Source organism: Streptomyces pseudoechinosporeus, assembly GCF_054783935.1.
Genome location: NZ_BAAGPS010000057.1, coordinates 40115 through 66099, shown reverse-complemented (window position 1 = coordinate 66099; position 25985 = coordinate 40115). Strand labels below are relative to the sequence as shown.

The following is a 25985-nucleotide window of genomic DNA, read 5'->3' as shown; positions in this document are numbered from 1 at the left end:
ACTCCTGTTACTTGCTGGGTTCCGCCGCACAGGCGAGGTCCTGCGCCGGGCGCTGCCCGGTGGTCAGGAACGCTGTCACCGCGTCGTTCGCACACGTGTTGGGGCCGAACGGATAGACGCCGTGCCCGCCCTGGTCGGCCGTCACCATCGTGGCCCGCTCCCCGAACGCCCGCCGCAGCTTCTGGGCGCCGGCCAGCGGTGTCGCCGGGTCGCGCTCGTTCTGCACCATGAGCACGTTCGACGGGCCCCGGTCACCGATGCGCACCGGCAGCTCGACCCGCTTGTCCGGCCAGAACGCGCACGGTCCGATGCCGGCCGTGGACCCGCCCAGCATCGGGTGCCTCAGCCGGTCGACCGCGACATTGCGCTGATACTCCCGGACCGTCTCCGGCCAGCGCGTATCGCTGCATATCACGTAAAAACGGGCGGACATGAGGTTCTCCATGTTCGCCGTTGGCGGGATGGGCGGCAGCGGCCGGTCCGTGTCGAGCGCCCGCCAGGTCTCGGCCAGCCGGGGCATGAGCGCATCGACGTAGAGCTCCCCGAACGTGATCCCGCGGAACAACGTCCCGTCGATGCCCTGGACCGGTTTCGCGTCCAACCGTTCCGCGAGATCGAAGAACTTCGCGGTCACCTGCTCCGGTGTGGTGCCCAGACCGTACTCGGGGTGCGCGGCCGCGAACGCCGCGAAGTCCGGGAACCGGTCCTCCAGTCCAGGGGCGAACAACCGCATGGCCGTGACGTCGTAACCGCCGGGGCCCGTGTTGCTGTCGAGCACGACCCTGTCGCTGCGCTCCGGGAACATCGTCGTGTACACCGCACCGAGGTAGGTGCCGTAGGAGGCACCGAGGTACGAGAGCTTCGGCTCGCCCAGCGCCGCCCGGATCCGGTCCATGTCGCGCGCGGTGTTCGCGGTGGTGGTGTGCGGCAGCATCCACGCCGTCCGCGAGGTGGCGCACTGCTCGGCGATGGTCCGCGCGTTCCCCGCCTCCCGCGCGACATCGGCCGCGGTGTGCGCGTACGGCGGGAAGTTGCCGCGCGCCTGCTGTTCCGGCGTCAGATCGCAGGTCACCGGTGTGCTGCGGCCGACGCCGCGCGGGTCGAAGCCGATCACGTCGTAGGAGTCCAGCACCTTCTGCGGCAGCCCTGAGCCGGCGAGAACGGCCGGGTAGTCGAGTCCCGTGCCGCCGGGGCCGCCTGGATTGGTCAGCAGCACGCCGCGGCGCTGCGAGGGTTCCTTGCTCGCCAGCCGGGAGATCGCGATCTCTATCTGCCGGCCGTCCGGATCCCGGTAGTCCAGCGGGACTTCGAGCGTCGAGCACTCGAGACGGGGTAAGGCGGCCTTCTCCGAGGCGGCCTTCTCCGGGCACGGGCCCCACCGCACGGTGTCCGGCGTCGCTGCCGCCGATACTCCCGGAATCGCGGTCACCGCCACCGCGGTGGCGGCGAGGGCGAGGGACAAGGTTCGGTGCATCTGATGTCCTCCTGAGGGCACACGGGGGCGCCGGAACGGGCGGGCAATGGGACGGCCCCGCCGCTGGCCGTTCATGGGGACCAGCACGTCGAGCTGGGCGGGTTGCAGAGGTCGAGGGCTGCCAGGCCGAGCGCGTGGAGCAGCCCTTTCACGGAGTGGACGTCGCCTTAGGTGAGGTTCAGACGTTCAGCGTCGGTGACGGGTGCCGAGGTCATGCATCTATCTCAGCCGCCTTCACACTCGCCTGGCAGGGCGTGGTGTCATCACTTCGCCGTGACGTTCGTCAGGACGAAACATGACGTGGTGTCACCGTCGCTTCCCGGAGGGCCGGAGGAATGCTGCGAAACGGCGCGACTGTGTAGGCCGATGAACTCTTCTCTCGGCTGCCTCGGCTACCTCTCGTAGCCTGGGCGTCATGACCACCCTGCAGAAGATCCATGACGTGCCCGTTCTGATGTGTGCTCCCGAGGGCGAACCCATCCGCAGCGAACGTGACGCGCTGGATTTCATCGGCGATGCCGGGTATCAGGGCGCTCAGTGGGTCGTCATCCCTGTCGAGCGGTTCGATGAGGCGTTCTTTCAGCTGAGCACTCGTGTCGCCGGAGGGATCATCCAGAAGTTCGTCCAGTACGGCATGGGGATCGTCGTCCTCGGTGACATCTCCCGTTATGCGGAGGCGAGTTCGGCTCTGCGGGACTTTGTCCGTGAGTGCAATCGCGGGCGGCAGACATGGTTTCTGGTCGATGTGGAGGAGCTGCGGGAGCGGCTCAAGGGGTAGGTGAGCCCGGCCCGTGGGGCTCCCTGGGCCCACCACCGCGCCCGCTTCCCCACCGCCAGGCCCGCCGCCGCAACACCACATCCTCGATGTCGCAGACGGGCGGCGGGGAGGGGTCCCGGAGAGTCCGTGTAGACACGTATCACGAACAGACCATCGATGGTCCGCCGAGCCACCCCGGAGTCGTGATGCGGAGACAAGTCCCCTTGTTCGTCGGCGGCTTTGTCGCGGCCGCCCTGCTGACCGCGTGCGGGACCGAGACCGGGTCCGACGCGGTGGGCAACACACCGACCAGCGCCACGAGCGCGCCGTCCACCTCGTCCGACCGCAGCCCGTCGGATCGTTCCTCGTCCGGTCCACCCTCTTCGCAGGCGGACATCCGGCCGACCACCACCCCGCGGGAGGGCGACTGCGTCGGTTCCGACGGGCCCCGGCAGGGCGGCGAGGTCTGGGTGGTCGACTGCGCCCACCGCAACGCGGTGGCCCGGGTGACCAGGCTGGTGCCGAACGGCAAGTCGGACCTCTGCATCAGGGACGACTACACCGGCTTCGACTTCCGCAACGACAAGCCCAGCCTGTGCCTGATGCTCTACGGCAACGAGGGCGACTGCTACAGCGGGTTCGACGTACGCGTGGCCACCGGACCACGCGTGGAGTGCACGGACCCGAAAGCCGTGGTGCGCCTCGAGCGGATCGTCAGGGGCGACGGCCCCGACGCGTGCCGCCAGTCCACGTCGTACGGCGATCCGAACGCCGCCGCCCTCTTCTACAGCAAGGCCCCCGACTTCGACGCCAAGGCCGGCACCTTCCACGACCTCACTTACTGCCTTACGTCGCCGAATTCGTAGCGGGCGGTGACCGTAGACGCCCGCCGGTTCGGCCGGGCCGGATGTCAGTGCCGGGTGCTTGTATTCGGTGCCATGACAACATCTGTATTTTCCGCTCCGCCCGATCGCATTGAGCGGCCGGACGTCGCCGTCATGCAGCAGACCACCGTCGACGAGTTGCCCCGCATTCAGCAGCTCTGGCCGTCGTTCGAGAAGCTGGTCGGGCTGCGCGGACGCAAGATGTACGCGCAGATCGACGTACGCCAGAACACCTACACGGTCTGCACGCCGGTCAAGGAGGACGACCGGCCCGACCTCTTGGATCTGCAGCTCGGCACCTTGCCAGGAGGTTCCTACCTGCGCGGTCGTCTGGTCGGCGAACCTCCCCAGATTTACGGGCAAATCGGCGACGGGATGGCCGAGCTGGAGGCGATGCTGCCGGCCGATGACGACCGGCCCCTGGTCGAGTTCTACCGTCGGCACGACCAGATCGAGCTGTGGGTGCCGATCCGGTCGTGACAACAGCTCAGCTCCGCGCTCAGCGCGATTCGGTCGTCACCACGTCGGCGACCACGCAACTCACGTTGTCCGGGCCTCCGGAGTTGTTCGCCGCGATGATCAGGGCGCGAACTGCCTGTTCGGGGACGGGGATTGTGGTCAGGGTTTCCTGGATCTCCGAGTCCGGGACGACGCTGGAGAGGCCGTCCGAGCAGAGGAGATAGCGGTCGCCCGGAAGCGCGTCGTGCAGTCGCACGTCGGGAGCGGGAGCCGGTCCGGCGCCCGTCAACGCCTTCAGTAGGAGCGCGCGTTGGGGATGGACCATGGCCTCCTCCAGGGTGAGGCGGCCCTCGTCGAGCATCGACTGGACCATGGTGTGGTCGTGGGTGATCTGGAAGAGGGCGCCGTCGCGCAGGAGGTAGGCGCGGCTGTCGCCGATGTGGACCAGGGCCAGTTGGGAGCCGGTCCAGAGCATGGCGGTGAGCGTGGTGCCGTCCTCCTCCGGGTTCCGGGTCACGTCCTGGACCGCCTGCGTCGCGCCCTGGACAGCGTCCTCCAGGAGGTTGAGGACACTGCCCGCCGGAAGCGGCTCGGTGTCCAGGAACTTGAGGGCCTCGACCGCGGCCGTACTGGCGGGGGCACCCGCCGGCCCGAAGCCGTCCGCGACGGCCAGGACGCGGGTGCCCGCGTAAGCGGTGTCCTGGTTGGCGGGGCGGACCAGGCCGGTGTCGGAGAGGGCGGCGTAACGGAGTTCCAGCATGGTGGTGTCCTTCCTCGGAACCTGTGAAAGGTGGTCGACGAGGAAGGCCGCCAGGTCACGGCGGGTCGCCGTCTCGGCCTCGACCCGCGCCCAGTACGCGCGGATCTCCGCCGCGGCGGACGCTGGTTCGAGGGCGCAGACCTGCCGTATCCGGGCCAACGGCATTCCGAGCCGCCGCAGCCACGCCACCAGACGCGCCTGCTCAAGCTGCTCGGGCGCGTAATAGCGGTACCCGGTCTCCGGGTCCACTCGCGCGGGCCGCAGCAACTCCAGCTCGTCGTACAGCCGAAGCGCCTTCGGCGACAGCCGGCACGCCTTGGCGAACGCCCCGATCGTCAGCATCTCCATGCGAACCCCGAATCTCATACGCACGATCTCGCGAGCCAGTCGCTCCTCGTCTCGCCACCGATGCTGTGGCCTCCCCAAAGGGGAAGGTCAATTCCAGGTGCTTCGGTTCCGGTCGGATTGTTAGCCTGCGGGCCGAACCGCTGGAATCGGCGTACGGACGAGGAGTCCCCGTGACACACAGCACCCGCATCGCGCTCGTCACCTGCCGGGAGGTGCGGGAGACCGGTTACGACCGCGACCTGCCGGTGCTCGCGGGCGCGGTGGAGGAGGCCGGGGCCGAGGCTGTCGTCGTGTGCTGGGACGACCCGGAGGTCCAGTGGGCGGGCTTCGATCTCGCCGTGATCCGGTCGACCTGGGACTACACCTGGCGGGCCGCGGAGTTCGTGGCCTGGGCCGAGCGGTGCGGGCAGGCCACGACGCTCGCCAATCCGGCCGACGTCGTGCGGTGGAACGCCGACAAGCGGTACCTGGGGGATCTCGGGGCGGCCGGGATTCCCGTCGTCGACACGCGCTTCCTCGCTCCGGGGGACCCGGTCGATCTGCCCGAGGAGCAGGAGTACGTCATCAAGCCCACCTCGGGGGCAGGGGCCCGGTACGCCGCCCGTTACGCGCCAGGGGAGCGGGGAACGGCCGTACGTCACCTCGCGCGGATGCACGCGGAGGGGCTGACCGCGATCGTGCAGCCGTACGTCCGGAGCATCGATACGGTGGGCGAACGGGCCCTCCAGTTCATCGGCGGGCGATTCCTCCATGCCATACGCAAGGGCGCCGTCCTCGAACCCGGGACCGCTTACGACGAGGACAAGGTCCCGCACCCGAACCTCCGGCCCTGGGAGCCGACCCCCGCCGAACTCGCCGTAGCCGAACGGGCGTTGGCGGCCGTACCCGGCGACCCCGAACTGCTCTACGCCCGCGTCGACCTCGTGGACGGAGACGACGGCGAGCCCCGCGTGATGGAGCTGGAGCTGATCGAGCCGAACCTCTTCCTCTTCCTGCACCCGGACTCGGTGCCGGTCGTCGCGGAGGCGATCGTCAAGGCTGCCCGCTGACGGCGACGCCCTCGCCGCCGCTGACGGCCACCCGCTGCAACAGCCCCCACGTGAACTCCGCCACGCAGTCCCGTCGTACGCCCGATGCGTCCGGCGCCTGGAACTTCAGTCCCCACCGTGTCGGCGCCGTCCCCTCCAGTGGCCGGACGGGAGCGAAGGCGCGGGCCGCCTCGTCGACGGTGCAGGACCAGGGGCGGAGGTCGTCGAGCGTGCGCAAGGAAGGCTCCGCCGCACCCGGCGCCCGTACCAGCCACTCGTTCCAGACCGCTCCGTTCGGGGCGAGGAGCACCTCGAAGCGGAGATCCGGCCACAGGGGGACGGACCAGAGCCGGGCCTCGCACTCCAGGTCGCCGATCTTCCGGGTCGTCACCGACTCCGGCTGGCCGAGGACGGAGTGGTAGCGCGAAGCGGCCGAGCGGGAGCGGGGGCCGCGGATCATCGCCTGCCAGCGGCGGTTGGCCTCGCGCATCTCGGCGATCGAGACGCCCAGCTCATGACGGGCGTCCTCGACCAGGTCCGGATTGTGGTCGGCCATGCGGCGCAGCAGGACGAGCTGGAAGTCGAGCCGGGTGAAGGGGCTGGTGGGTCGCTTCGCGGCGGGCATGCGTCCCATCGTCGCGTACGGGGTGCTCGCCCGGGCGGCGGCCGTCCGGGAGGAACAGGACGGAGTTCACGTACCGGATGTAGCGGTGGCCGCGGAACGGCAGCACCCGGCGGACCAGGCCCTGGGAGACGACGTGCGAGGCGCGCTCCTGATGGGCTTCCAGATCGAAGGAGGACAGCGGGAGCCAGGTGTCGCCGGGCAGGACCCAGCCCTCGTAACCGTGCTGGGCGAGGTGGGAGACGACCGGGGCGATCGGCTGGATGCGGGCCTCCAGCTCGATGAACAGGGCCGGCCGGTCGCGGGTCAGCAGGGCGGTGGCGCCGTGCAGGACCGCGAGTTCGTTGCCGTCGACGTCGATCTTGATGAAGCCGACGTCGTGGAGGTCCAGGCTGTCGAGGGTGAGGCAGGGGACGTCCAGGGCGCGGGCGTGGATGTCCCGGCGGATGAGTGAGGAGACGCCGCGGTCGCCCTGGTCGCCGGGCGGCAGCCAGAGCCGGGCGGTGCCCCGGCGGTCGCTGGCGGCGGCGCGGACCACCCGTACGTTGCCGGGGGTGGCGTCCGTCAGTAAGCGGGCCAGGTGCGGAACCGGCTCTACGGTCACGACGCGGCGGGCCCGGTCCGACAGACGGCGCGTCCAGGGGCCGTACCAGCCGCCGACGTCCACGGCCGTGCCGCAGTCCGGCGGGCACAGCTCGGGGAGCCGGGCCAGCTCGGGCTCGAAGCGCGGGTAGACGAACCGGGCTGCTGCGGCGACGAGGCGGAGCGGGATGAAAGGGGCTAGGCGGGCCGCCAAGGTCATGGGGCTATCCGTTTCAGTAGTTCCTCGTGCTCGTCCTCCGTGACCTGCTCGCCGGATGACGGGAGGAGCTGCGGTATGCCGTCGATGATCGGGTAACGGCGTTGCAGGCGTGGGTTGTAGAGGGCGTCGCCCGGCCCTCCCGGCTCCTCCGGTTCCTGTACGAGGAGGTGCAGGGGCCCTTTGTCCAGCGGGCACGCCAGGATCTTCAGGAGCGGGTCGTCAGGTTTCATGGTGGGGTCAACTCCCGGGTGGGGGTGGGGTGTTCGGACTCCGACGGCCGTTCGGGCTCCGAGGGTGGCTCGGGCTCCGACGGCGGTTCCGGGTCCGACGGTCGGGGCTCCGGCTTCGCCGGCGGGTCGTGCTTGGGCATCGCGAGGAGTACGGAGACCGCCAGCGCCGTACCGCCGAGGCGCAGCGCGAGTCGTATCGGGTCCTCGGGAAGCGCCTCGCCGAACGCGAGGGTGCCGAGCACCGCCGTGAACAGGGCGGTCACCGTCGTACAGACCGGCACGATCAGCGAGGCCCGGCTGCGTTGCAGCGCCGCCTGCGACATGATCAGGCCGAACGCGCCGGTGAAGAGCAGGATGTAGGGATACGGGGAGACCAGCAGGTCGAGCACCGCTCCGCCGAGGCCGTCTGTCGTCAGGTAGCTCGACACGCCCTTGATGGCCAGCGAGCTCACTCCGTACAACAGGCCCACCGCCACGCCGTATTCGACCCCCGTGGTCGGCATACGGTGCCGGCGGCGGGCGCGGTGCTCGGCGGAGCCGTACAGCCAGACGCCCGTCGCCAGGGTCGGCAGGCAGACCAGCAGGATTGTCGAGACGGGGGCGCTGCGGCTGACGGTGTCGGAGCGTTCGTTCAGCGACAGTACGACCATCAGCAGTGCGGCGAGGATGGCGCCGAGCGCGTACCGCTCGCGGCCGGAGGTCTCTTCGCCGAGCAGTTTCGAGGAGAGCAGGACGAGGATGACCAGGCCGGAGACGAAGATGCCCTGGGCGGCGGCGATCGGCAGGGTGCGGTAGACGACGAGCTGGGCGCCGAAGCCGCTGGCCAGGGCGAGGGAGCCGCCGATCCACAGCGGGCTGCCGAGGACGAGACGTAGCAGGCGCGCTGGTTCGCGGACGCTCACCGAGGGCATGGCCGTCAGCGCCCGTTTCTCCAGGACGAAACCGGTGCTGTACAGAACGTTCGCCAGCAGCGCCGCCGCTACCCCCCACCACATGGGCTACGTCCTCCGGGCGTGCAGGAGCAGGATCGAGGACATGGACGGTGCCCGGCACGCCAGCCGGTCCAGTGGGCGCATCGGGCGCGGTACGCCGTGGAAGGGCGCGCCCCGCAGCTGTACGACCTCGAAGCCCGAGGCGGCCACGAACTCCCGTAGCGCGCGGGCGGTGTAGAGCCGCAGATGGCCCACGACCTCCTTGCCGGGGCGGCCGTGGATGGCGCGCAGGCTCACCTCGGAGAAGACGGGCTGGACGCCGGCGAGGAGCAGGGCCCGGTTGTACCAGGCGGCCAGGTTCGGGGTGGAGAGCATGAGATGACCTCCGGGGCGCAGGATCCGGTGGATCTCGTCGAGGGCCGCGTCGGGGTCCACGAGGTGTTCGATGACCTCGCTGAACAGGACGGCGTCGGCACTGGCGGACTGGAACGGCAGCCCGCCGTCGGTGAGTTCGCCTCGTACCGCGTACGGGATGTGGGTGTGCGCGCGTTTCAGGGCGTCCTGGGACCAGTCGACGCCGATGATGCGGTGGCCCGCGAGGAGCGGGGCGGCGGTCGCCGCGGCGGTGCCGTCGCCGCAGCCGATGTCGATGACGGTCTGTGCGCCGGACGTGGCCGGGCCGAGGGCGTCGGCGAGCATCCGGGCCTGGCGGAGGCTGCGGGGGGTGCCGGAGGCGACGGTGACGTCCGGGTCCTCGTAGAAGTCCCTCAGGCCGTGCGGTCGTTCGCGGCGGGGCGGGGCGGTGGTCATGGGCCGTTCCCCCTCGTGGGCTGCTGGCCGTGTTCCGTCGCGTGCAGGTAGTGCTCGAACAGGTCGCGGAGGTGGCAGCCGTCGCCGTGGCTGAGGAGGGTGCGGGACCAGCGCAGCGCCAGGTGCAGCCGGCCCGCCGTGGCGGCCGTCGTGACGGTCAGTCCGCGGGGCATGCGGGCGGGGGCGGAGAACCACACCGCGTTCGCGCGGCCCGCTCCCTCGCCGAAGTCGAGGGGGTAGGGGACGCGGCCGATGTTGCTCAGCAGGGTCGTCGACGTCCAGGGCGCGGCGGCTTTGCGCAGGCCTCTGGTGAGTGCGGCCCGCCAGGGTACGGGGGCCCAGGGAGCGGTCAACAGGGCGGCTCCGTGGCCGAGTTGGGGCCGGGGCTGGGCCTTGAGGGCGCGGGTGCGGTCGGCTGTACGGCGCAACAGGCGGGGCAGGTCGGAGGCGTCCAGCTCCTCGGGTGCGAACGGGACTTCGACGAGCCGGGTGCCGTTGCCGATGGGCATGTCCGTGCCGCGCGGCCGGTCGTCCACCGGCATCGTGATGCGCATCGGCCGGGGGCGGGCGCCGTGTTCCCGGTTCCAGTGGGTGATCATCAGCGCGGTGGCCACCATGAGCTGGTCGTTCACGGTGTAGGGGGAGCCCTTGGGCCGGTGCGGCACGCGCAGCTCGGACACGAGCATGCCGTTGCCGGGGGAGGGCTCGGGGGTGCCGTGGGCGACCCGGGCGGGCGGGGTCCAGCTGGAGGGGGCGTCAACCTCCGTGGAGGCGGCGCCCGTTGTACGGGTCGGGGGCGCGGCGGGGGAGTTGTCGCGGCCTCCGTAGACCTCGGCCGCGGTGGCCAGGACCCTCAGGCAGGCGGGGCCGTCCAGGGCGGTGTGGTTGATGGTGAGGAAGAGAACGGTGCCGTCGTCCTCCGGATCGCGTACGACCTCCAGCCTGATCGGCGGGGACGCCGACAGGGGCGGGGCGGCGGCCAGCGCCCTGTCCCGGGCGTGCTTCAGGGCGTCGCGGTCCGGTGCTGGGAACGTCACCACCTCCGCCACGTCCGGTTCGGGGGTGAGTTCCCATTCGTAGCGGCGGCGGTACCAGGGCCCTGCGGCCTCCCGCATCAGGATGCGCGGGTGGCGGTGCAGGGCCTCGATGAACGCCGTCTTCAGCCGGGCCGCGTCCAGGTGGCCCGGCACGTGCACCTCGATGTGGACGGTCTCCGGCTCCTCCTCCTGGAGGCAGTGCCGGGCGACCTCGTCCACGACGGGGAACGGGATCCGGGCGGGCGGGCGGACGGGTCCGTCCGTGCCGTCGCGCGCCGGGTGGTCCAGGGTGGTCATGTGGGTTCGCCTTCCCCCGTCTCTTCCTTGTCCCGCGGTGCCGTCTCCTCGGACCGTGTCGCCTTGAACTTCGGCTTACGGAGCGGGAAGCGGACGGTCGGTGGATCGGGTATCCGCCGATCCGACTCGGGGCCCCGCGCGGAGACGGTGGGCCCGGCCTCGTACTTCGGCGGCGTCTCGGGCGACTCCTCCTCCGGCGTCCGGGGCGGCGGCAGCACTCCTGGCGCACCCGGACCCGGCTCCGGCACCGGAGCCGCACCTGTTCCCGACGGAGCCCCGGCCTCGGGCGCCCCCGACCCAGACGCTGTCTCGGTCGGCCCGTACGTCTCCCCGCGCTGCCGATGCGGCAGCGGCGCCGTCGGCGCCTCCGCACCGGGCGCGGGCGGCGGCACAGGCGGTAGAACACCGAAGCCACCGGGACCTCCGGGCTGCGACCCCGGAGGCACAGCCGCCTGAGCGCCCTGAGGCTCCAGCTCGGCGCCCCGCACCGACACCAGCCCCGCGAACAGCCCGATCAGCGCCAGCAGTTGGGCTGCGGACCCGAACGACCCCTCGTCCGCCGAGGCCGGCGTCCCCGCACCCGTGGCGGCGGCGATCCCGGCCCCCGCGAGCGCGACGAACGCGATCGGCACCAGCAGCGAGTGCCGCTTCCACGCGATGAACGCGAGCACCGGCACCAGCAGCGCGAAGAACCCGGCGATCACGGCAGCCACCAGCGTGAGCGCCACGGTGCCCAGGATCATCCCGGGGGCGGGCGGCAGCGGCGAACGCTCGTCGGTGTTGGGCGATTTGCGCCGGTACAGGACGAGACCCGCGAGCGCGAGCACCCCGACCCCGCCGCCGATCAGCCCGGCCTCGTACGTCGTGGAGGGCTCGTACGACATCTTGATGGTGCCGCCCTCGCCCGCCGGGATCCGCCAGCCCTGCTGCCAGCCGTCGAGCCGGACCGGGTCCAGCTCGTCGCCGTTCAGCGTGGCCTTCCAGCCGTCGTTGAAGTTCTCGTACGTCGTCAGATACGAGGCCGCGCCCGAGCCGACGCTCACCTCGCGGAGGTCGCCCAGCCAGTCCCGTATCTCCAGCTCACGTTCGGTCGTGGAGGGGGCCGAGACCGTGCCGCGGGTCAGCGTGACGTCCGTGACCGCCAGGGGCCCGGCGTCGCCCGCCTCGACGCGGTGCGCGCCCGAGTCGAGGGAGAGCGAGGTGTCCGCGCGGCCCTCCTGGCAGAGCGTCACCTCGATGGGCCGCCGCTCCACCAGGTCCTCGACGGTCCCGGACGCGCTGGTCTCGTACAGCTCGTCGTCGATGGCGAGCGTCGGGCCCTGGCCGCACGGCACGTTGAAGGTGCGGTCGACGTCGGGCTGCGGGGTGCGGTACTGGTCGAGCGCCGGGATGTACGCCTCGGTGAGGCCGACCGGCAGCTGCAGATCGTCGTCGACGACCGGGTTGTGGACGGTCAGCTCCGCGGTGTCGGTGATCGTGATGTCCAGCCGGTCCGTGGTGATCGCGGGGAAGCGCACGATGCCGTTCTCGTCGGCATTGGCGATCGCCGCGCCGTCCGGCGAGCTGATGTTCACCTTGGTGGGCCGGGTGGACAGACCGCCCGCGGGCGGCAGGACGATCTCGTCGACGGCCTGCTTGTCCGGCCAGCGCAGATGGATCGTGGGGTTGTCCCCGGCGATCCAGGCGGTGGTCAGATCGCCATCGGTGAGATTGCGGGGCGAGAGACCGACGCCGAGGCCGGCCGTGGAGTCGGCGGTCGCGGTGATCTGGTTCTGCTGCTCGGGCGCCACCCGGTAGAGCAGCTCGTCGAGTTCGGCGCTCGGGATCGGGACCGCGCTCGCCTTCACCTCGTACGAGCCTGCCGCCTCGGAGTTCCAGCGGCGGTGCAGGCCTGCCTCCGTGCCCGTCGGGGAGAAGCCGCCCGGGTCGGAGGCCCGGTGCAGCGAGACGACCTCGGCGGCGGCCTCGGTGCGCTCGGCGTCCCTGGGGAGCCGCAGCATACGGGTCACCTGGACGTCGGGGATGCTGATCTCGGAGAAACCGGCCCCGGTGAGACCGGCATGCCGGGCCACCGAGTCGACGATGGTGATCCGCAGCCAGTCCGTCTCGCCCTCAGGCGCCTTGATCCGCTGCCGCATGCCGTTGGCCTGGAGGTAGCTCGTCGCGGAGCCGTTTTCGGTCTCCACCCGGACCCGGGTGGGCGCCGACCGCACACTGTCCTGCGGCAGCGGCGTGACCCGGATCGAGGAGGGGATGTCGGTCTTCTCCGTGAAGCCGATCCGCAGCCACTCACCGTTCGCCGAACCCGCGGCGCCCTCGGCCCACGCGGTGTTCGGATTGCCGTCGAAGGCGTTCACGGGGTCGTACTGCGGCAGATAGAACATCCAGTTGCCGCTCGTCGACGCGGTCACCGAGCGGGCGCCGCGCAGCTCGGCCACCGTCTGGTGCTCGATGCCCTCCGTCGGCAGGATCTGGTGCGGCTTCTCACCGGCGTCCTGGAAGCTGCCGGAGTGATTGCGTTCGTCGCGGGTGTACGTGTACGAGGTGTTGGCGTTGACAAGACCGAACCGTGTGTCGGCGCGCCGCAGCCCGTCACCCGTCACCTGGAGCGGGGGAGTGCCGAGCCCGGGGTGGTTGTCACCGGTGAGCACGGCGGGCCGGTCGCGCATCGCCGGATCGGCGGACATCGGCAGCAGTGCCTCAGGACCGCCGGAGACGACGGCCGTGTCGGCGACCGCCTTCAGTCCGGCCTGCCCGGGCCGCTGCACGTCCTCGGCCGGCTCGTAGATCTCGACGGCGCGGTGCCGCGGATACAGGCCCTCGATCTGCACCGGGGTGTCTTCCGGGATCGTCCCGCCCGTCATCACCGGGCCGAGGCCGGTGACCCGGCGGTAGCCCGACTCCTCCAGGGTGCGCTTGACGGTCGTGGTCGGTACGTAGCCCATCTGGTCCGGGTCGAGATCGTTGCGTACGACGACGTAGTGGAGCCCGGCCCGGCTCAAGTAGTCGCCCAGGCCCGGGACTTCGCCGCCGGTCAGCAGCGCCTGCTCGACCGCGTCCATGGCGCGCCGGTTGCCCGCGGTGCCGAACGGCACATAGTCGCGCTGCGCCCAGCGGGACTCGGCGAGCACATCGAGGGGCTGGTCGATGGAGGAACCCCAGGTGTAGATGCCGTGCGCGGTGGCGGGGACGACGAGGGCGCGGGAGTCGGGGGAGTACTTCTCCAGCCAGTCGGCCGTGGCCTGCCAGTACTTGGGCAGCTCCTGGAACGAACCCGGCTGCAGAATCGACCCGTTGAAGTAGGGCAGCGCGAGACCGGGCAGCACGAGCACCGCCGCGATCAGCGGGGCGAACCGCCGGCCGCGTACGGGACGCGCGCCCCGTGTCTCGGAGGCGACGCCGACCAGGTGCATCAGCCCGAAGACCAGCGCGAGGGCGAGGCCCACCTGGAACTTGTAGATGTTGCGGAAGGGAGCGAGGCTGCCGTCCAGCCAGCCCTGGAAGGTCTCGTGGAAGGGCGCGCCGAACGAACCGGCGTACCCGGCAAGGGTGATGAGCGCGACCGACAGCACGACCAGGACCAGCCAGCGCCGTTCGGGCAGATCGCGGCGGGCGAGCCCGGCGAGACCGAGGCCGGCCGCGAGGGCCGAGCAGACGATCACGACGACCGAGGAGGCGACGGTCCAGCCGGCGGGCAGCCAGGCCTCGCCGAAGTTCAGATAGGCGACCCAGTTACCGGCGCCGCGCAGCATCTCCGTGGCCGACATGGTGGCCGTGGTGGTCTGCGAACTCTCGATGTACGGAAGGAAGTTCTCGCCGTAGAAGCCGAGCAGCAGCAGCGGGATCACCCACCAGGCCGTCGCCAGGATCACCCCCGGCACCCACCAGGCGATCAGCTTGCGCTGCCTCGGGCCGCGGGGGCGGGAGAGGAGATACAGGCCGACGGGCAGGAGGGCGGCCAGAGTTGTCGCCGCGTTGACGCCGCCCATGAAGGGGATGAGCAGCGCCGAGCGCAGGGCAGCGATCCGCGCGCTGTAGCGCTCGTTCGTCAGCGGCAGCAGCACCCACGGCAGCATCGCGCCCGGCAGCGCCGCCGCCGAGGTCGAGCCGACGACGATGGTGAACACCGGCCACAGCGCGTACACCACCGCGCCCAGCAGCCGGGACGGGCGGCTGCCGATGCCGAGCCGCTCGGCCAGCCGCAGCGCACCCCAGAAGGCGACGCTCACGACGAGCGACAGCCACAGCCGCTCGGCCAGCCACACCGGGATGCCCAGCAGGTCGGTCAGCGCGTAGTACGGCAGCATCGGGAAGGCGTAACCGATGTACTGGTCCGCGATACCGCCGAAGCCGCCGCGGTCGTGCCAGAGCTGACCGAGATCGGCCATGAACTGCCAGGGATCGACCGACACTCCGAGCTTGGTCTCGAAGGTCTGCCGGCCCGGGTCCACGGCCAGGAACAGCACGAACACCACGGCCCAGAACCCCAGAAGCCACCGTCGTGACCGCGGCCCCTCAGGGGGGTCGGGCACAACAGGGGAGAGGGGACGTGTCGGCGCCGGGGGAGGAGCCGACTGGACCGTGCTGGTCATGGATACCGCCGGAGTATGAGGAGGAGATTCCAGGTGGCGAACTCGCGCAGCCCCGGCGCCTTCGCGACGGTTTCCGCGAGGAACGGCCAGTAGCGGGAGCGTGCCGAGACGACCGTGACGTCGTCCCTGGCGCGCACCTGCCGCAGAGTGGTTCCGATATGTACGGCGAAGAGGTTCTCGCCGAGGGTGTGCTTGGCGTCCTTGCCGGTACGCCGCTGGTAGCGGGCGCGGGCCCGCTCGGCACCGAAATAGTGCCAGGGCGCCCACTCGTGACCGCCCCAGGGGGACAGCCAGTTGGTGAACGACACGTAGATCAGTCCGCCGGGCTTGGTGACCCGCACCATCTCGCTGATGAAGGTCTGCGGGTCGGCCACATGCTCGAGGACGTTGGAGGAGAAGCAGACGTCGGCGACGCCGTCCGCCAGCGGCAGCAGATAGCCGTCCGCGACGACCGCGCCCTCGGGCGGCTTCTCGCCGAGTTCTTGTACGTCCGGCTCGAAGAGGTAGGCGTGCGCGCCGCGCCGCTGGAACTCCTCGGTGAACCAGCCGCCCCCGCCGCCCACGTCCACGACGGTCCGGCCATCGACCGGACCGTCGTACGCCTCGACCTGGTCGACGGCGTCACGGGCGAGCAGCGAGTAGCAGGCCTCCGGGTCTTCTTGTTCATGGAGGAAGGCGCGGAAGAGGGCGACGGAACGGCGCAGCGAGGGGTCCTTCAGACCCGTCCCCGTACGTCTGTCTTTGCCCGTGCCTCTGCCGGAACCCGTGGAAGTGCTCATGGCTGGTAGCTCCTCACCGCCTCCGCCGCCACCGCGCGGAACTGACGCACGGTCTGGTGCCAGCGGTACTGGGCGGCACGCTCACGGGCCGCCTTGCCCATCAGGGTGCGGCGCTCGGCGGACAGGGCGAGGGTGCACCAGGCCGCCGCGAACGACGACTCGCCGCGGGCAAGGAGACCGGTCTCGCCGTCCACGATGGAGTCCCGCAGACCGGGTACGTCGAAGGAGATGGCCGGAGTCTCACGGGCGGCGGCCTCGGTCACCACCAGACCCCAGCCCTCGACGGCCGAGGGGTGCAGCAGCAGCCAGGAGGCGCAGAGCAGTCGGTGCTTCTCGGCTTCGGAGACATGGCCCTTGAACTCGACGCCGGGGCCCGCGAGTTGCTCCAGGCGCCGGCGTTCGGGCCCGTCGCCGACGATCACCAGACGGCCGCCGGTGATCGGGCGGACCCGCTCCCACAGCCGCAGCAGCAGATCGATGCGCTTGTACTCGACGAGCCGTCCCATCGCCAGGAACAGCGGCTCCGGGGAGCGTTCGGACCGTGGGCCCGGCTCCTCGACGCCGTTGTGGACGACCCGTATGCGCTCACGCTCGACGCCGATGTCGCGCAGCGCGTGTGCCGTCGACGGGGAGACGGCGACCAGCAGATTCTTGCGCTGGGCGCCCGCGAGCGCCCAGTGCTCAAGTCTTCGGCCGAGGCGGGCGGCGGGCGCAAGGGGACCGCCGAACCGCATCTTCCACAGATCGGTGTGTACGTGGTTGACCAGGCACAGGGTCGGTCCGCGATGCCACAACGGCGCCAGGTACGGCATCCCGTTGCAGACCTCGACCAGCAGATCGCAGTCGCCGACCTGGCGCTGGAAAGCCGAGCGGACCTTCAGATAGTGGCCGAGGTCGCCCCCGGCCGACACGACTCGGTAGTCGCGGTGCGCGGCCGGCCCCCCGCACAGCAGGGTGACCTGGTGGCCGAGCTGGGTCAGGCCCTCGGCGAGCTTGTCGACGAGGAGTTCGGAGCCGCCCGCCGCCGCGTTGCCGAAGTCACGGCGGGCGAGGAAGACGATACGGCGCGGTTGCGGGGGATGCGCCGGGGGTCGCTGCGCGGTGCGGGGGAAAGCAGCGCGCAACGACGAAGGCACGTGCTGGGGCATTGGTGCTCCAACTCGTCTCGGGGTGCGGAACCAGCGTGGGGGGTACGGCAAGTGCGGCGTTTTCGGCAAGCTCACGCGGTGCGGATGTGTGGTGGTTGTGGGACCGGCTGTGGCGATGGTGTGGGCAGGCTGTGTTTGGGTGGGGGTGGATAGTTTTCGCCCACCGGTTCGATGCTGCTACTCACCCAGGTGACAAATTCCGGCCTTTATCGAGCTGACGTCTCATCACATTGTGAGCGGCTGCTGGGACGACTCGGACGTTTCACGATTTGGACGCCCGCGCACCACCAAAATGACCCCCACGATGGTGAGTAGTCCGCCCGCCACGCCCGCCCCGATGGGCAACGTCTGTCCCACCAGGCTCAGTCGACGACTGTCGGCCTTGGCGAGTTTCACCTGCTCCTTCTGAGTGTCCGTGGTGAAGGCGATGCGCTTGACGTCCAGCAGCACCGCGGCGTCCTCGTCGGAGCCGGGCGCCCGCAGCGTCTGACGGATCCCGGTCGCCGCGTACATGATCCGGCCCGTGGCCTGGTCGACGACCAGCTCGAGGCCGTGGTTGGCGTACCACTCCTCGGCAAGCACCTGGCTGCGCTCGGGCTGGTCCACGATGGTGCCCGGCACCATCCGGGTGCCGTTCTTGGCGGGCGCCACCTTCGCGGTGAACTGCATGCCCTCGTACCCCTGGATCTTCTTCTTGCCCTGGTACTCCATGGTGATCGTCGAGCCCAGGGTGCTGTCCCACCAGCGGTAATCGCGCTTCTGCACGTCGAAGGGGAACTTCAGATACGCCTCGCCCTCGATGTACGGCTCCTCCTTGCAGCAGTGCACCGGAGCGTTCGTCTTCCGGTTGGTCACCCAGCGCTCCACCGTCCAGAGCAGCGCGTCATGCGGGTCGGCCGCCGGCAGCGACTTCTCGGTGTCGAGGGTGGTCGAAACATCCCAGACCGCCCGGCCGCTCTTCTCGCTGTCGGCGACATCGCCGCGGACCTGCCGGGTGATCGTGATCTTTTTGTTGTGAACGGTTTCGACTTCGTCCGTGTCGAAGTAGCTTCCCGTGCCGGTGAGTACGGTCTTGGAGTCGATGTCGATCGGGTTCTGCTTAGCACGCGGTTCGACATACCAGGCGAGCAGGGGGGCCAGGACGAGCAGAAACACGCCCAGACCCAGGATGATCAGCGAAAACGGTGAGGCGGTGCGGCGCATCCGGGCACTCCAGAGGCTTGTGGTGACACGGCACAGGGATGTGCGGACACAGTGGTGGGAGGGTGCACAAGCGGTATGGGCCGGGAACCGTAGGCGCACCCTTGACGAAGTGTCAATGCATTGTCGAGACTGTCCCCTGCCGGAAGGGGCCGGCTGGGGCGTATGAATGGGCAGGCAGCCGCACAGATTTCTGATGTGGTTGACCGGGGTGGGACCACCATTCAACCCGGTGGGACCACCTTTCGACTGAGAGGGCTGACTCTTCGATGCCCAGACTGCTTGCCGCCCTGCTGACGGTAACCGCCGCCGCCGTACTCGCCGTTGGTGCCGCCGTCGGCATCGTCGCGCTGCTGAACGCGACTCCGGAACAGCCCAACACCCCACTCATCACGTATGAGACGGCCGGCCGGGAACGCTGACCATGGCGCTCCGCCCCGGAACGACGGGAACCATCAGCACGCGTTCGGCCTGGCGTGACGTACCGCGCCTCCAGGTCCGGCAGTTCGCGGCCATCGCCTTGGCCGAGGCGCCGGACCTCGCCGAGGAGATCCTGCGGGAGATCCGCCGCGAGTACCCCCATCTGCCCGTCGTGCTCGACGACTCCGGCGAGCCCATGGCGCTGATCGGCATCCGCCGGGCCATCGAGGTCTTCATCCAGCATCTGGAGAGCTCCGAGGGCCGCCCGCGCGTCCACCCCGAGGTCTTCCAGGAGTTCGGCCGCGGCGAGGGCCTCAACGGCCGTAGCCTCGACTCGCTCCAGGCGATCTACCGGATGGGAGTACGCCTGGCCTGGCGCCGTTTCGCCGAGATCGGGCAGCGCGTGGAGATCCCGCCGCCCGCGATGTACGAGCTGGTCGACGCCGGTTACGAGTACCTGGACGGGCTCGTCGACCAGTCCGTACGCGGCTACGCCGAGGCTGCGGCCCGGCAGGCCGGCGAACGGCTGCGCCTCCAGCGCGGGCTGATGGAACTGCTGCTCACCGAGCACCACCGGGGCGACCCGACCGAGGCGTTCGCCGAACGGGCCGCGCGCATCGGCTGGCCGATTCCCGGCAAGGTCGCGGTGGGCGTACTGCTGCGTCCCGCCCGGGAGGCCGTCGCCCCCGCCGTCGGACAGGGCGTACTGCTGGACATGGAGTACGAGCAGCCCCGGATGGTCGTGCCCGACCCGGCAGCCGCCGGGCGCCCCGAGCTGCTGCGGCGCGCGATGACCGGCTGGGCGGGCGCGATCGGCCCGCCCGTACCGCTGGTCGACGCGGCGAAGTCGCTGCGCTGGGCGGAGGCGGCGGTACGGCTGATGGAGCGCGGCCTGCTGCCGTCAGGAGACGTCCTCTACTGCACGGAACACACCGAGGCCCTGGTCCTCCTCCAGCCGGAGGAACTGATCGACGACCTGGCGCTGCGGTGCCTGGCACCGCTGGCCCACTGCGGGCCCACCCACGGGCGACGCCTCGCGGAGACCCTGCTGGCCTGGCTGGAGACCCGGGGCGGAGCCCCCGAGGTGGCCGCCCGCCTCGGAGTCCACCCCCAGACCGTCCGCTACCGCCTGCGCCAGATCCGCGAACTCTGGGGCGACGAGATCGACAACCCGGACCGGCGCTTCGAGCTGGAGCTGGTGTTGCGGGCGCAGCGGCTCCGCGGGGAGCTGGGGGATCCGCGGGCTCGGCGCTGACCCGCGCCGCGGCCGTCCTTCGATGGCGGTCGGGGTCTGGCCGACCTCGGGCACGACGACCAACGCGGTCGGGGACACCTTCCGCTACAACCTCGACTCGATCACGGGCGACAGCTTCACCTGGCCGGTGCGGGTGCCGGAGACGGGCACCTACCGGGTGGACGCGCACTATGTGCAGGGCGCCAACCGGGCCACCAACGCCCCCTACACGGTGACCGCGGCGGGCGGCGCCACCAGCACCTACACCGTCAACCAGACCTCCGGCTCCGGCGGGGTGTGGACCTCCCTGGGCGGCGGCGGCAACGAGCTGAGCTTCAACAAGGGCGGCGCCTACAAGGTCGAGCTCAAGGACACCTCGGTGGCCACCAGTCAGGCGCTGGTCGCGGACGCGGTGCGGCTGGTCGACCCGGCGAAGATCACCAAGCTGGCGGGTCAGTACAACCGGTGGCACAGCTTCCCGGTCAGCGACACGGTGCAGCAGTGGGTGGACGGCACGGCCGTCAACCACGGCTTCGTGCTGAAGTCCACCGACGAGGCGAGCAACCCGATCGGCGGCCCGCGCTATGAGGCCGGTGACGGCGAGTACGGCGGCGAGACGTCGACCATCCCGCGGCTGACGGTGACGTACGGCAAGGTCGGCACCGCGCTGGACTCGCCGACGGTGGTGCACTCCACGGGCCCGGAGCTGACCTGGAAGGCGTACTCCAACACGACCGGCGATGCGGACCTGAACATCGCCGAGTACCAGCTGCACCGCTCCACGCGGCAGGCGTTCACACCGTCCGCGGCGACGCTGGTGGCACCGATCGACAAGAGCGCGACGACGTACACGGACACCACCGCGACCCCGTCCCCCCTTCTGAGACGGTGGAGATCGGGCGGTCGTACTACTACCAGATCGCGGTGAAGACGGTGGACGGCCAGCTGCTGGGCTCGCCGACGCGGATCGTCGGCATCCCGCAGGCGGGTCGCACGATGCGGCTGATCCAGGGCACCGCGGGGGGCGTCACCGACTCGACGCTGTCCTCGGCTCAGCCGACGACCAACCAGGACGCCATCCGGTCGGCCGGCGCAGGCCAGAAGTGGCTGACGGTGGGCAACAACTCGCCGACCTACGGCAAGACCCGCGCGGTGATGAAGTTCCCCGCGAGCGCCCTGCCACCCACCACCGCCACGGTGCTGGAGTCCCGGCTGTTCATGTGGGGCGCGGAGACCACCACCGACACCAATGGCGCGATCTACGAACTCCACGGCCTGACCAAGGACTTCGACGAAACGACGACCACCTGGAACAACGCGACCTCCTCGACGGCGTGGACGGCGGCCGGCGGCGACTTCTCGTCGACCGTGTCCGACACGGTCGCCTCGGTCTCCGAGGTGGGCCGGCACTGGTGGGACGCCACGTCACTGACCCAGGGCTGGATCAAGACCCCGACCAGCAACAAGGGCGCGCTGATCAAGCTGAAGGACGAGAGCGCCACGGGTCCGCAGGAGCGGACGGTGTTCCTCGCCTCGGAGACCTCCGACCAGCAGATCGGCCCGCTGCTGCGCGTGATCTACGTCGACTCCACGACCGAGGACACGTACTACGCGCCGCAGACCCCGGCCCGTATGACCCCGAACTCGACATACACGGTGAACTTCACGGTCACCAACACCACGAGCTCGGCCTGGGCGAGCGGTGAGCGGCAGCTGTCGTACACCTGGAAGCTTCCCGACGGCACGGACGTGACGACCGGCGGCAACCAGCTGTCCACCGCGATCCCGGCCCTGTCTCCCGGCCAGTCGGCGACGATCCAGGCACAGGTCAAGACGCCGATCAACTCCGATTCGGGCAACAAGCGCACGGACTACGTGCTGGGCTGGGACGTCAGGAAGGTCTCCGACGGCAGCTGGCTGTCCACCGGAACCGGCGGCATCCCGTCCCTGAAGCAGAACGTGGCGGTGGAGGATCCGACCTCCAACTCGCTGGGCCTGGAGAAGTTCTACTCCTACACCGGCAAGAACACCGGCGCCGGCTCAACGGTGATGAACAACCTCGCCTCGGGCAACACGGTCTGGTCGTACAACGCGTTCAGCAACCCCGGCCGCGGTCTGACGACGTTCGCGAGGTTCTCGTACAACTCGCTGGACACGAGCGACACCGTCTCGGGTGCGGGCTGGTCGGCGCAGCTGGCTGGTCCCATCCGCCTGGGCGCACCGTTGGACTTCCACCCGAACCCGAACGCCAACGCGACGGAGATCCGCCTGCCCGACGGCGATGGCACCACGCACGTCTTCACCAAGCAGGCCGACGGCACGTGGAAGGCCCCCGCGGGCGTCCACTACAAGATCACCATGAAGACGGGCCTGGACTGCACGCCTGACAAGGACCCGGTCCCGGACGCCTGGACGCTGCTGCGCCCGGACGGCACGCGGTTCTTCTTCGGCTGTGACGGCTACCTGACGTCGATCGTCGACAAGAACGGCAACACGCAGACGTACACGTACGAGGAGCGCAGGTCCAACAACAAGCCGACCAAGTTTCTGAAGTACATCACCGACCCGGCGGGCCGCAAATCGCTGCGCATCGGCTACTACCTCAAGGGCGACGCGACCTACTCGTACGTGAACGACAGCGGCGCCCTGGTCTCAGGAACCAGCCTCAACAACTCCAAGATCTACGACCACGTGGCGTCCATCACGGACATCTCCGGGCGCAGGATCTCCTTCTACTACACCGACAAGGGCCTGCTGGGCCGCATGGTCGACGGCAACGGTTCCAGCCAGCCGAAGACCTTCAAGTTCACCTACGACGCCACCCAGGGCAACAAGAACGTCAAGCTGGTCACCGCCACCGACCCGCGCGGCAACGGCACCCAGCTGGCGTACTACGCCCCGCAGACGGGTGACGACCCGAAGTACCACTGGTGGACCAAGACCATCACCGACCGTCTGGGCGGCACGACGGGCTTTGCGTACGCGGCCAACGCCACGAACACGAAGTTCACCGACACCACGGTGACCGACGCCGAGGCACACGCCACGAAGTACGTCACGGACGACTTCGGCCGCCCGGTCCAGACGACGAACGCCAAGTCCCAGAGCACGAAGATGAGCTGGGACGCGGACAACAACGTCACGTACCTGGAGGAGGACAACGGGGCGAAGACGGCGTACTGCTACGACCAGAAGACGGGTTATCCGCTCTGGCAGCGCGACGCGGAGAACAACAAGTCGGGCGTGCCGGACCAGACGTCCACCTGTGTGACGGACGTGTCCAAGTGGCCGGCCAACGCGTCGAAGTACGAGTACCAGACGCGCGCCGACGGCTACTCGGCGGGCCTGTTCCGCAAGACCTCCCCGGAGGGCCGTGCCTGGCAGTTCGGCTACGACTCGTTCGGCAACCTGAAGACGGTCACGGACCCGAAGGGTGTCGCGACGACAACGGCGGGTGACTACACCACGTCGTACGAGTACGACTCCTACGGGCAGCTGACCAAGGCGACGGACGCCAACGGTCATCCGACCACGAACAGTGATTTCGGGCCGACGGGTTACCCGAAGACGATCACGGATGCGAAGTCCAACTCGACGAAGTACGAGTACGACGAGCGGGGGCAGGTCACCAAGGTCACCGACGCCAACTCCAAGATGATCACGCAGGCCTACGACACGTTCGGGCGTCCGCTGGTCAACACGGTGCCGAAGGACCAGGACGCGGGCGTCCTGATCACCACTCCGGCTCCGGAGTACGACGCCAACGACAACATCACCAAGTCGACGGCGCCGAACGGCGCGGTCTCCACGGCGGTGTACGACAACACGGACCAGATCACGTCGGCGACGGCGCCGGCGAACAACCAGACCGACCCGCGCACCGCGACGTACACCTACGACAAGGTCGGCAACCTGAAGACGACGACCGAGCCCAAGGGCACAGCGACGACGTCCGACGCCACCGACTACGTCACGACGAACAACTACGACGCGATCGACCAGCTCACCTCCGTGACCAACGCGAAGGGCGACAAGCTCTCGTACGAGTACGACAACGTCGGCAACGTCACCAAGGTCATCGATCCCAAGAAGAACGCCACCACCGATACGACCGACTACACGACCAGGACCGACTACGACCTGGACCACCGCGTCACGGTCGTCACGGACGCGGCCGGCAAGACCACCAAGCGGGGCTACGACAAGGACTCGCTGGTCACCTCGACCACGGACGCGGAGAACAACACCACGCTCGTCACCTACGACGAGCGAGGCAAGCAGACCGAGGTCAAGGTGCCGCGCGACGGCACGTCGACCATCACGTACCGCACGACGAAGTACGAGTACGACCAGGTCGGCAACACCACCAAGGTGATCAGCCCGCGTGCCGTCGCGGCTGGTACGACCACCGCTTTCACAGCCCGCACCGAGTACGACGAGCTGAACCGTCCGGCCAAGCAATACCAGCCGTACGACCCGGCGGACAGCCGCTACAACAACGCCAACATCTACACGGAGACCATCTACGACAAGGTGGGCCGGGTCGCGAAGACCTCGCTGCCGCCCTCGGACGGTGAGACGGTCCGCAACGACACGACCTACGGCTACTTCGACAACGGGTGGGCGAAGTCGTCCACGGACCCGTGGGACATCGCCACGACCTACGACTACAACGAGTCGGGTCAGCAGATCAAACGGACCCTGACCTCGGCGGGTGGCTCCTCGGACCGCACGATGTCCTGGATGTACTACCCCGACGGCTCGCTGAAGTCGCGGTCCGACGACGGCGTCCCGGTGGGCAAGTCGGTCGTCCTGGTGGACAACTCCGACACCCAGAACACCTCGAAGACCGGCACCTGGACGAAGGGAGACATCGCCGGGCAGCAGGGCTACAACCACGAGACCCATGCGGCGGGCACCGGTTCGGACGCCTTCACGTGGACGCTCAACGTCCCCAAGGACGGCACGTACACCGCGTACGTGAAGTTCCCCAAGGTGACGGGCACCGCGACGACGGCCAAGTACACGCTCACCCACGCGTCCGGAACGGTCGACAAGACGATCGACCAGAACGCGACCGCGAACCAGGGCACCTGGGTCTCGCTGGGCTCGTACTCCTTCAAGCAGGGCAACGCGGCCAAGCTGCAGCTGTTCCAGAACAGCGGCGGAGTGGTCGTCGCGGACGGAGTGAAGCTGGTTCGTGACACCAGCGGCGACCCGGCCGACACGGAGAAGAGCAATTTCGCCTACTCCTACGACCTCAACGGCAACCTGACGCTGATCGACGACACCTCGTCGACCGCGAAGATCGACGCGTACGCGATCACCTACACGGGCCTCAACCAGGTCCAGAAGGTGACCGAGTCGCTGTCCGGCACGGAGAAGAAGTCCACGTCGTACACCTACGACGCGAACAGCCAACCGGACACGGTCACACACCCGGACCAGTTCTCCAAGTACACGTACGACCTGCGTGAGCTGGTGAAGACGGTCTCGGTCGGCAAGACGGCGACGGACACCAGCCCGAAGGTGACGTCGTACACGTACACCGACCGTGGTCTGACGCTCCAGGAGAACAAGGCCAACGGCAACACCGTTGACTACACGTACTACCTGGACACGGCGCTGAAGTCGACGACGGAGAAGAAGCCCAACGGCACGCTCGTCGTCTCGCATACCTACGCCTACGATCCCAACGGGAACAAGGCGCAGGACGTCGCGAAGAAGAAGGAGAACATCAATGCCTGCCATCTCCTTGGCAACGTCGGTGTTCCGGTCGGCAAGTCGGTCGTCTGGTCGACAACTCCGGCACCAGAACACCTCCTCCACCGGTACGGCCTGCGGGCGTGAAGTAGCGGAACAAGGGACGTGTCGGTGTCGGCTGCGGCGTGGATCCCAAGCCCGCAGGCCTCGTGACCTGGGGTGTGGACGCCGCCGGTGACGGCCTGTGCCGGAGCTCTACCCCGTACCCACTCTCATTCCCGGAGCTCGTACGTCGAGTGCGGCCGTGTAGGGCGGCAAATCCGAGGACGCTCAACGGTCACAAAGGTCGTTTGTCCGTGGTGAATCGTCTGTGTGAACACAGTCGCGTGTGGGACGTGTGACGTTTGTGGTCGGCGCTGCGCTTGATCGGCGGGAGGGCGGACAACCGTTTTCCCTACACCGACGGAGG

18 protein-coding genes and 1 pseudogene are annotated in these 25985 nt (G+C 69.5%); 7 read left to right on the top strand and 12 right to left on the bottom strand.

The annotated features are described in order from the left end of the window. Positions 1–7: 7 nt before the first annotated feature. Positions 8–1474: an alpha/beta hydrolase gene (locus ACYVO6_RS37445; protein WP_461069276.1), complete on the bottom strand. Its 1467-nt coding sequence runs from the start codon at positions 1472–1474 to the stop codon at positions 8–10. A 415-nt stretch (positions 1475–1889) separates the two neighbouring features. On the opposite strand from ACYVO6_RS37445, the gene ACYVO6_RS37440 reads away from it, so the two are divergent. The 3 genes from ACYVO6_RS37440 to ACYVO6_RS37430 all read left to right on the top strand — a co-directional run bounded on the left by ACYVO6_RS37440 (position 1890) and on the right by ACYVO6_RS37430 (position 3595). After that, on the top strand, positions 1890–2252 hold the full coding sequence (locus tag ACYVO6_RS37440; protein WP_461069274.1) for a DUF4180 domain-containing protein: 363 nt from the start codon (positions 1890–1892) through the stop codon (positions 2250–2252). 185 nt (positions 2253–2437) lie between these two features. Next, a complete protein-coding gene (locus ACYVO6_RS37435) occupies positions 2438–3097 on the top strand; it encodes a hypothetical protein (RefSeq protein WP_461069272.1) in 660 nt (219 codons plus the stop codon). Positions 3098–3103: 6 nt separating this feature from the next. After that, the gene (locus tag ACYVO6_RS37430; protein WP_461069270.1) at positions 3104–3595 is read left to right on the top strand and encodes a GyrI-like domain-containing protein; all 492 of its coding nucleotides are present in this window, start codon (positions 3104–3106) and stop codon (positions 3593–3595) included. 19 nt (positions 3596–3614) lie between these two features. On the opposite strand, the gene ACYVO6_RS37425 is transcribed toward ACYVO6_RS37430, so the two are convergent. Then, on the bottom strand, positions 3615–4682 hold the full coding sequence (locus ACYVO6_RS37425; protein ID WP_461069348.1) for a MerR family transcriptional regulator: 1068 nt from the start codon (positions 4680–4682) through the stop codon (positions 3615–3617). Positions 4683–4852: 170 nt separating this feature from the next. Between ACYVO6_RS37425 and ACYVO6_RS37420 the strand changes: the two genes are divergently transcribed. Continuing rightward, positions 4853–5731, top strand: a complete 879-nt coding sequence (locus ACYVO6_RS37420; RefSeq protein WP_461069268.1) for an ATP-grasp domain-containing protein — start codon at positions 4853–4855, stop codon at positions 5729–5731. Here ACYVO6_RS37420 and ACYVO6_RS37415 read toward each other — a convergent pair. The 10 genes from ACYVO6_RS37415 to ACYVO6_RS37370 form a co-directional block, all read right to left on the bottom strand. Further along, positions 5715–6335, bottom strand: a complete 621-nt coding sequence (locus ACYVO6_RS37415) for a hypothetical protein (protein ID WP_461069266.1) — start codon at positions 6333–6335, stop codon at positions 5715–5717. The two genes, ACYVO6_RS37420 and ACYVO6_RS37415, sit on opposite strands and share 17 nt — an antisense overlap. Continuing rightward, positions 6223–7134 (bottom strand): FkbM family methyltransferase, encoded by a 912-nt coding sequence (locus ACYVO6_RS37410; RefSeq protein ID WP_461069264.1) that lies wholly within the window; start codon positions 7132–7134, stop codon positions 6223–6225. The genes ACYVO6_RS37415 and ACYVO6_RS37410 overlap by 113 nt, the downstream gene beginning before the upstream one ends. Next, the gene (locus ACYVO6_RS37405) at positions 7131–7364 is read right to left on the bottom strand and encodes a Trm112 family protein (RefSeq protein ID WP_461069262.1); all 234 of its coding nucleotides are present in this window, start codon (positions 7362–7364) and stop codon (positions 7131–7133) included. Before ACYVO6_RS37405 ends, ACYVO6_RS37410 begins: the two co-directional genes overlap by 4 nt. After that, the gene (locus ACYVO6_RS37400; RefSeq protein WP_461069260.1) at positions 7361–8359 is read right to left on the bottom strand and encodes a hypothetical protein; all 999 of its coding nucleotides are present in this window, start codon (positions 8357–8359) and stop codon (positions 7361–7363) included. The genes ACYVO6_RS37405 and ACYVO6_RS37400 overlap by 4 nt, the downstream gene beginning before the upstream one ends. A gap of 3 nt (positions 8360–8362) precedes the next feature. Next, complete coding sequence (locus tag ACYVO6_RS37395; protein ID WP_461069257.1) at positions 8363–9106, bottom strand: class I SAM-dependent methyltransferase; 744 nt, start codon at positions 9104–9106, stop codon at positions 8363–8365. Next, the gene (locus ACYVO6_RS37390) at positions 9103–10440 is read right to left on the bottom strand and encodes a condensation protein (RefSeq protein WP_461069255.1); all 1338 of its coding nucleotides are present in this window, start codon (positions 10438–10440) and stop codon (positions 9103–9105) included. The genes ACYVO6_RS37395 and ACYVO6_RS37390 overlap by 4 nt, the downstream gene beginning before the upstream one ends. Continuing rightward, a complete protein-coding gene (locus ACYVO6_RS37385; RefSeq protein ID WP_461069253.1) occupies positions 10437–15032 on the bottom strand; it encodes an alpha-(1->3)-arabinofuranosyltransferase in 4596 nt (1531 codons plus the stop codon). The genes ACYVO6_RS37390 and ACYVO6_RS37385 overlap by 4 nt, the downstream gene beginning before the upstream one ends. After that, positions 15029–15811 carry a class I SAM-dependent methyltransferase gene (locus ACYVO6_RS37380; RefSeq protein WP_461069251.1) on the bottom strand — a complete coding sequence of 261 codons (783 nt, stop codon included), beginning with the start codon at positions 15809–15811 and terminating at the stop codon, positions 15029–15031. Before ACYVO6_RS37380 ends, ACYVO6_RS37385 begins: the two co-directional genes overlap by 4 nt. Further along, positions 15808–16959 (bottom strand): glycosyltransferase family 4 protein, encoded by a 1152-nt coding sequence (locus tag ACYVO6_RS37375; protein ID WP_461069249.1) that lies wholly within the window; start codon positions 16957–16959, stop codon positions 15808–15810. Before ACYVO6_RS37375 ends, ACYVO6_RS37380 begins: the two co-directional genes overlap by 4 nt. A 225-nt stretch (positions 16960–17184) precedes the next feature. Then, positions 17185–18162 (bottom strand): PorA family protein, encoded by a 978-nt coding sequence (locus tag ACYVO6_RS37370; protein ID WP_461069247.1) that lies wholly within the window; start codon positions 18160–18162, stop codon positions 17185–17187. 266 nt (positions 18163–18428) lie between these two features. On the opposite strand from ACYVO6_RS37370, the gene ACYVO6_RS37365 reads away from it, so the two are divergent. The 3 genes and pseudogenes from ACYVO6_RS37365 to ACYVO6_RS37355 all read left to right on the top strand — a co-directional run. Further along, entirely contained in the window at positions 18429–18581 is a 153-nt protein-coding gene (locus ACYVO6_RS37365; RefSeq protein ID WP_169786196.1) for a hypothetical protein, read from the top strand. A gap of 2 nt (positions 18582–18583) precedes the next feature. Further along, positions 18584–19834, top strand: coding sequence for a helix-turn-helix domain-containing protein (locus tag ACYVO6_RS37360; RefSeq protein ID WP_461069245.1), 1251 nt, complete (start codon positions 18584–18586; stop codon positions 19832–19834). Positions 19835–19859: 25 nt separating this feature from the next. Then, positions 19860–25540, top strand: a pseudogene (locus tag ACYVO6_RS37355) (golvesin C-terminal-like domain-containing protein); the annotation flags it as partial. Between the last annotated feature and the right edge of the window lie 445 nt (positions 25541–25985).

Coding starts and splice junctions, on each gene's coding strand:
- ACYVO6_RS37445 (WP_461069276.1), bottom strand. CDS start 1,474: ATGCACCGAACCTTGTCCCTCGCCCTCGCCGCCACCGCGGTGGCGGTG.
- ACYVO6_RS37440 (WP_461069274.1), top strand. CDS start 1,890: ATGACCACCCTGCAGAAGATCCATGACGTGCCCGTTCTGATGTGTGCT.
- ACYVO6_RS37435 (WP_461069272.1), top strand. CDS start 2,438: ATGCGGAGACAAGTCCCCTTGTTCGTCGGCGGCTTTGTCGCGGCCGCC.
- ACYVO6_RS37425 (WP_461069348.1), bottom strand. CDS start 4,682: ATGGAGATGCTGACGATCGGGGCGTTCGCCAAGGCGTGCCGGCTGTCG.
- ACYVO6_RS37415 (WP_461069266.1), bottom strand. CDS start 6,335: ATGCCCGCCGCGAAGCGACCCACCAGCCCCTTCACCCGGCTCGACTTC.
- ACYVO6_RS37410 (WP_461069264.1), bottom strand. CDS start 7,134: ATGACCTTGGCGGCCCGCCTAGCCCCTTTCATCCCGCTCCGCCTCGTC.
- ACYVO6_RS37405 (WP_461069262.1), bottom strand. CDS start 7,364: ATGAAACCTGACGACCCGCTCCTGAAGATCCTGGCGTGCCCGCTGGAC.
- ACYVO6_RS37400 (WP_461069260.1), bottom strand. CDS start 8,359: ATGTGGTGGGGGGTAGCGGCGGCGCTGCTGGCGAACGTTCTGTACAGC.
- ACYVO6_RS37395 (WP_461069257.1), bottom strand. CDS start 9,106: ATGACCACCGCCCCGCCCCGCCGCGAACGACCGCACGGCCTGAGGGAC.
- ACYVO6_RS37390 (WP_461069255.1), bottom strand. CDS start 10,440: ATGACCACCCTGGACCACCCGGCGCGCGACGGCACGGACGGACCCGTC.
- ACYVO6_RS37385 (WP_461069253.1), bottom strand. CDS start 15,032: ATGACCAGCACGGTCCAGTCGGCTCCTCCCCCGGCGCCGACACGTCCC.
- ACYVO6_RS37380 (WP_461069251.1), bottom strand. CDS start 15,811: ATGAGCACTTCCACGGGTTCCGGCAGAGGCACGGGCAAAGACAGACGT.
- ACYVO6_RS37375 (WP_461069249.1), bottom strand. CDS start 16,959: ATGCCCCAGCACGTGCCTTCGTCGTTGCGCGCTGCTTTCCCCCGCACC.
- ACYVO6_RS37370 (WP_461069247.1), bottom strand. CDS start 18,162: ATGCGCCGCACCGCCTCACCGTTTTCGCTGATCATCCTGGGTCTGGGC.
- ACYVO6_RS37365 (WP_169786196.1), top strand. CDS start 18,429: ATGCCCAGACTGCTTGCCGCCCTGCTGACGGTAACCGCCGCCGCCGTA.
- ACYVO6_RS37360 (WP_461069245.1), top strand. CDS start 18,584: ATGGCGCTCCGCCCCGGAACGACGGGAACCATCAGCACGCGTTCGGCC.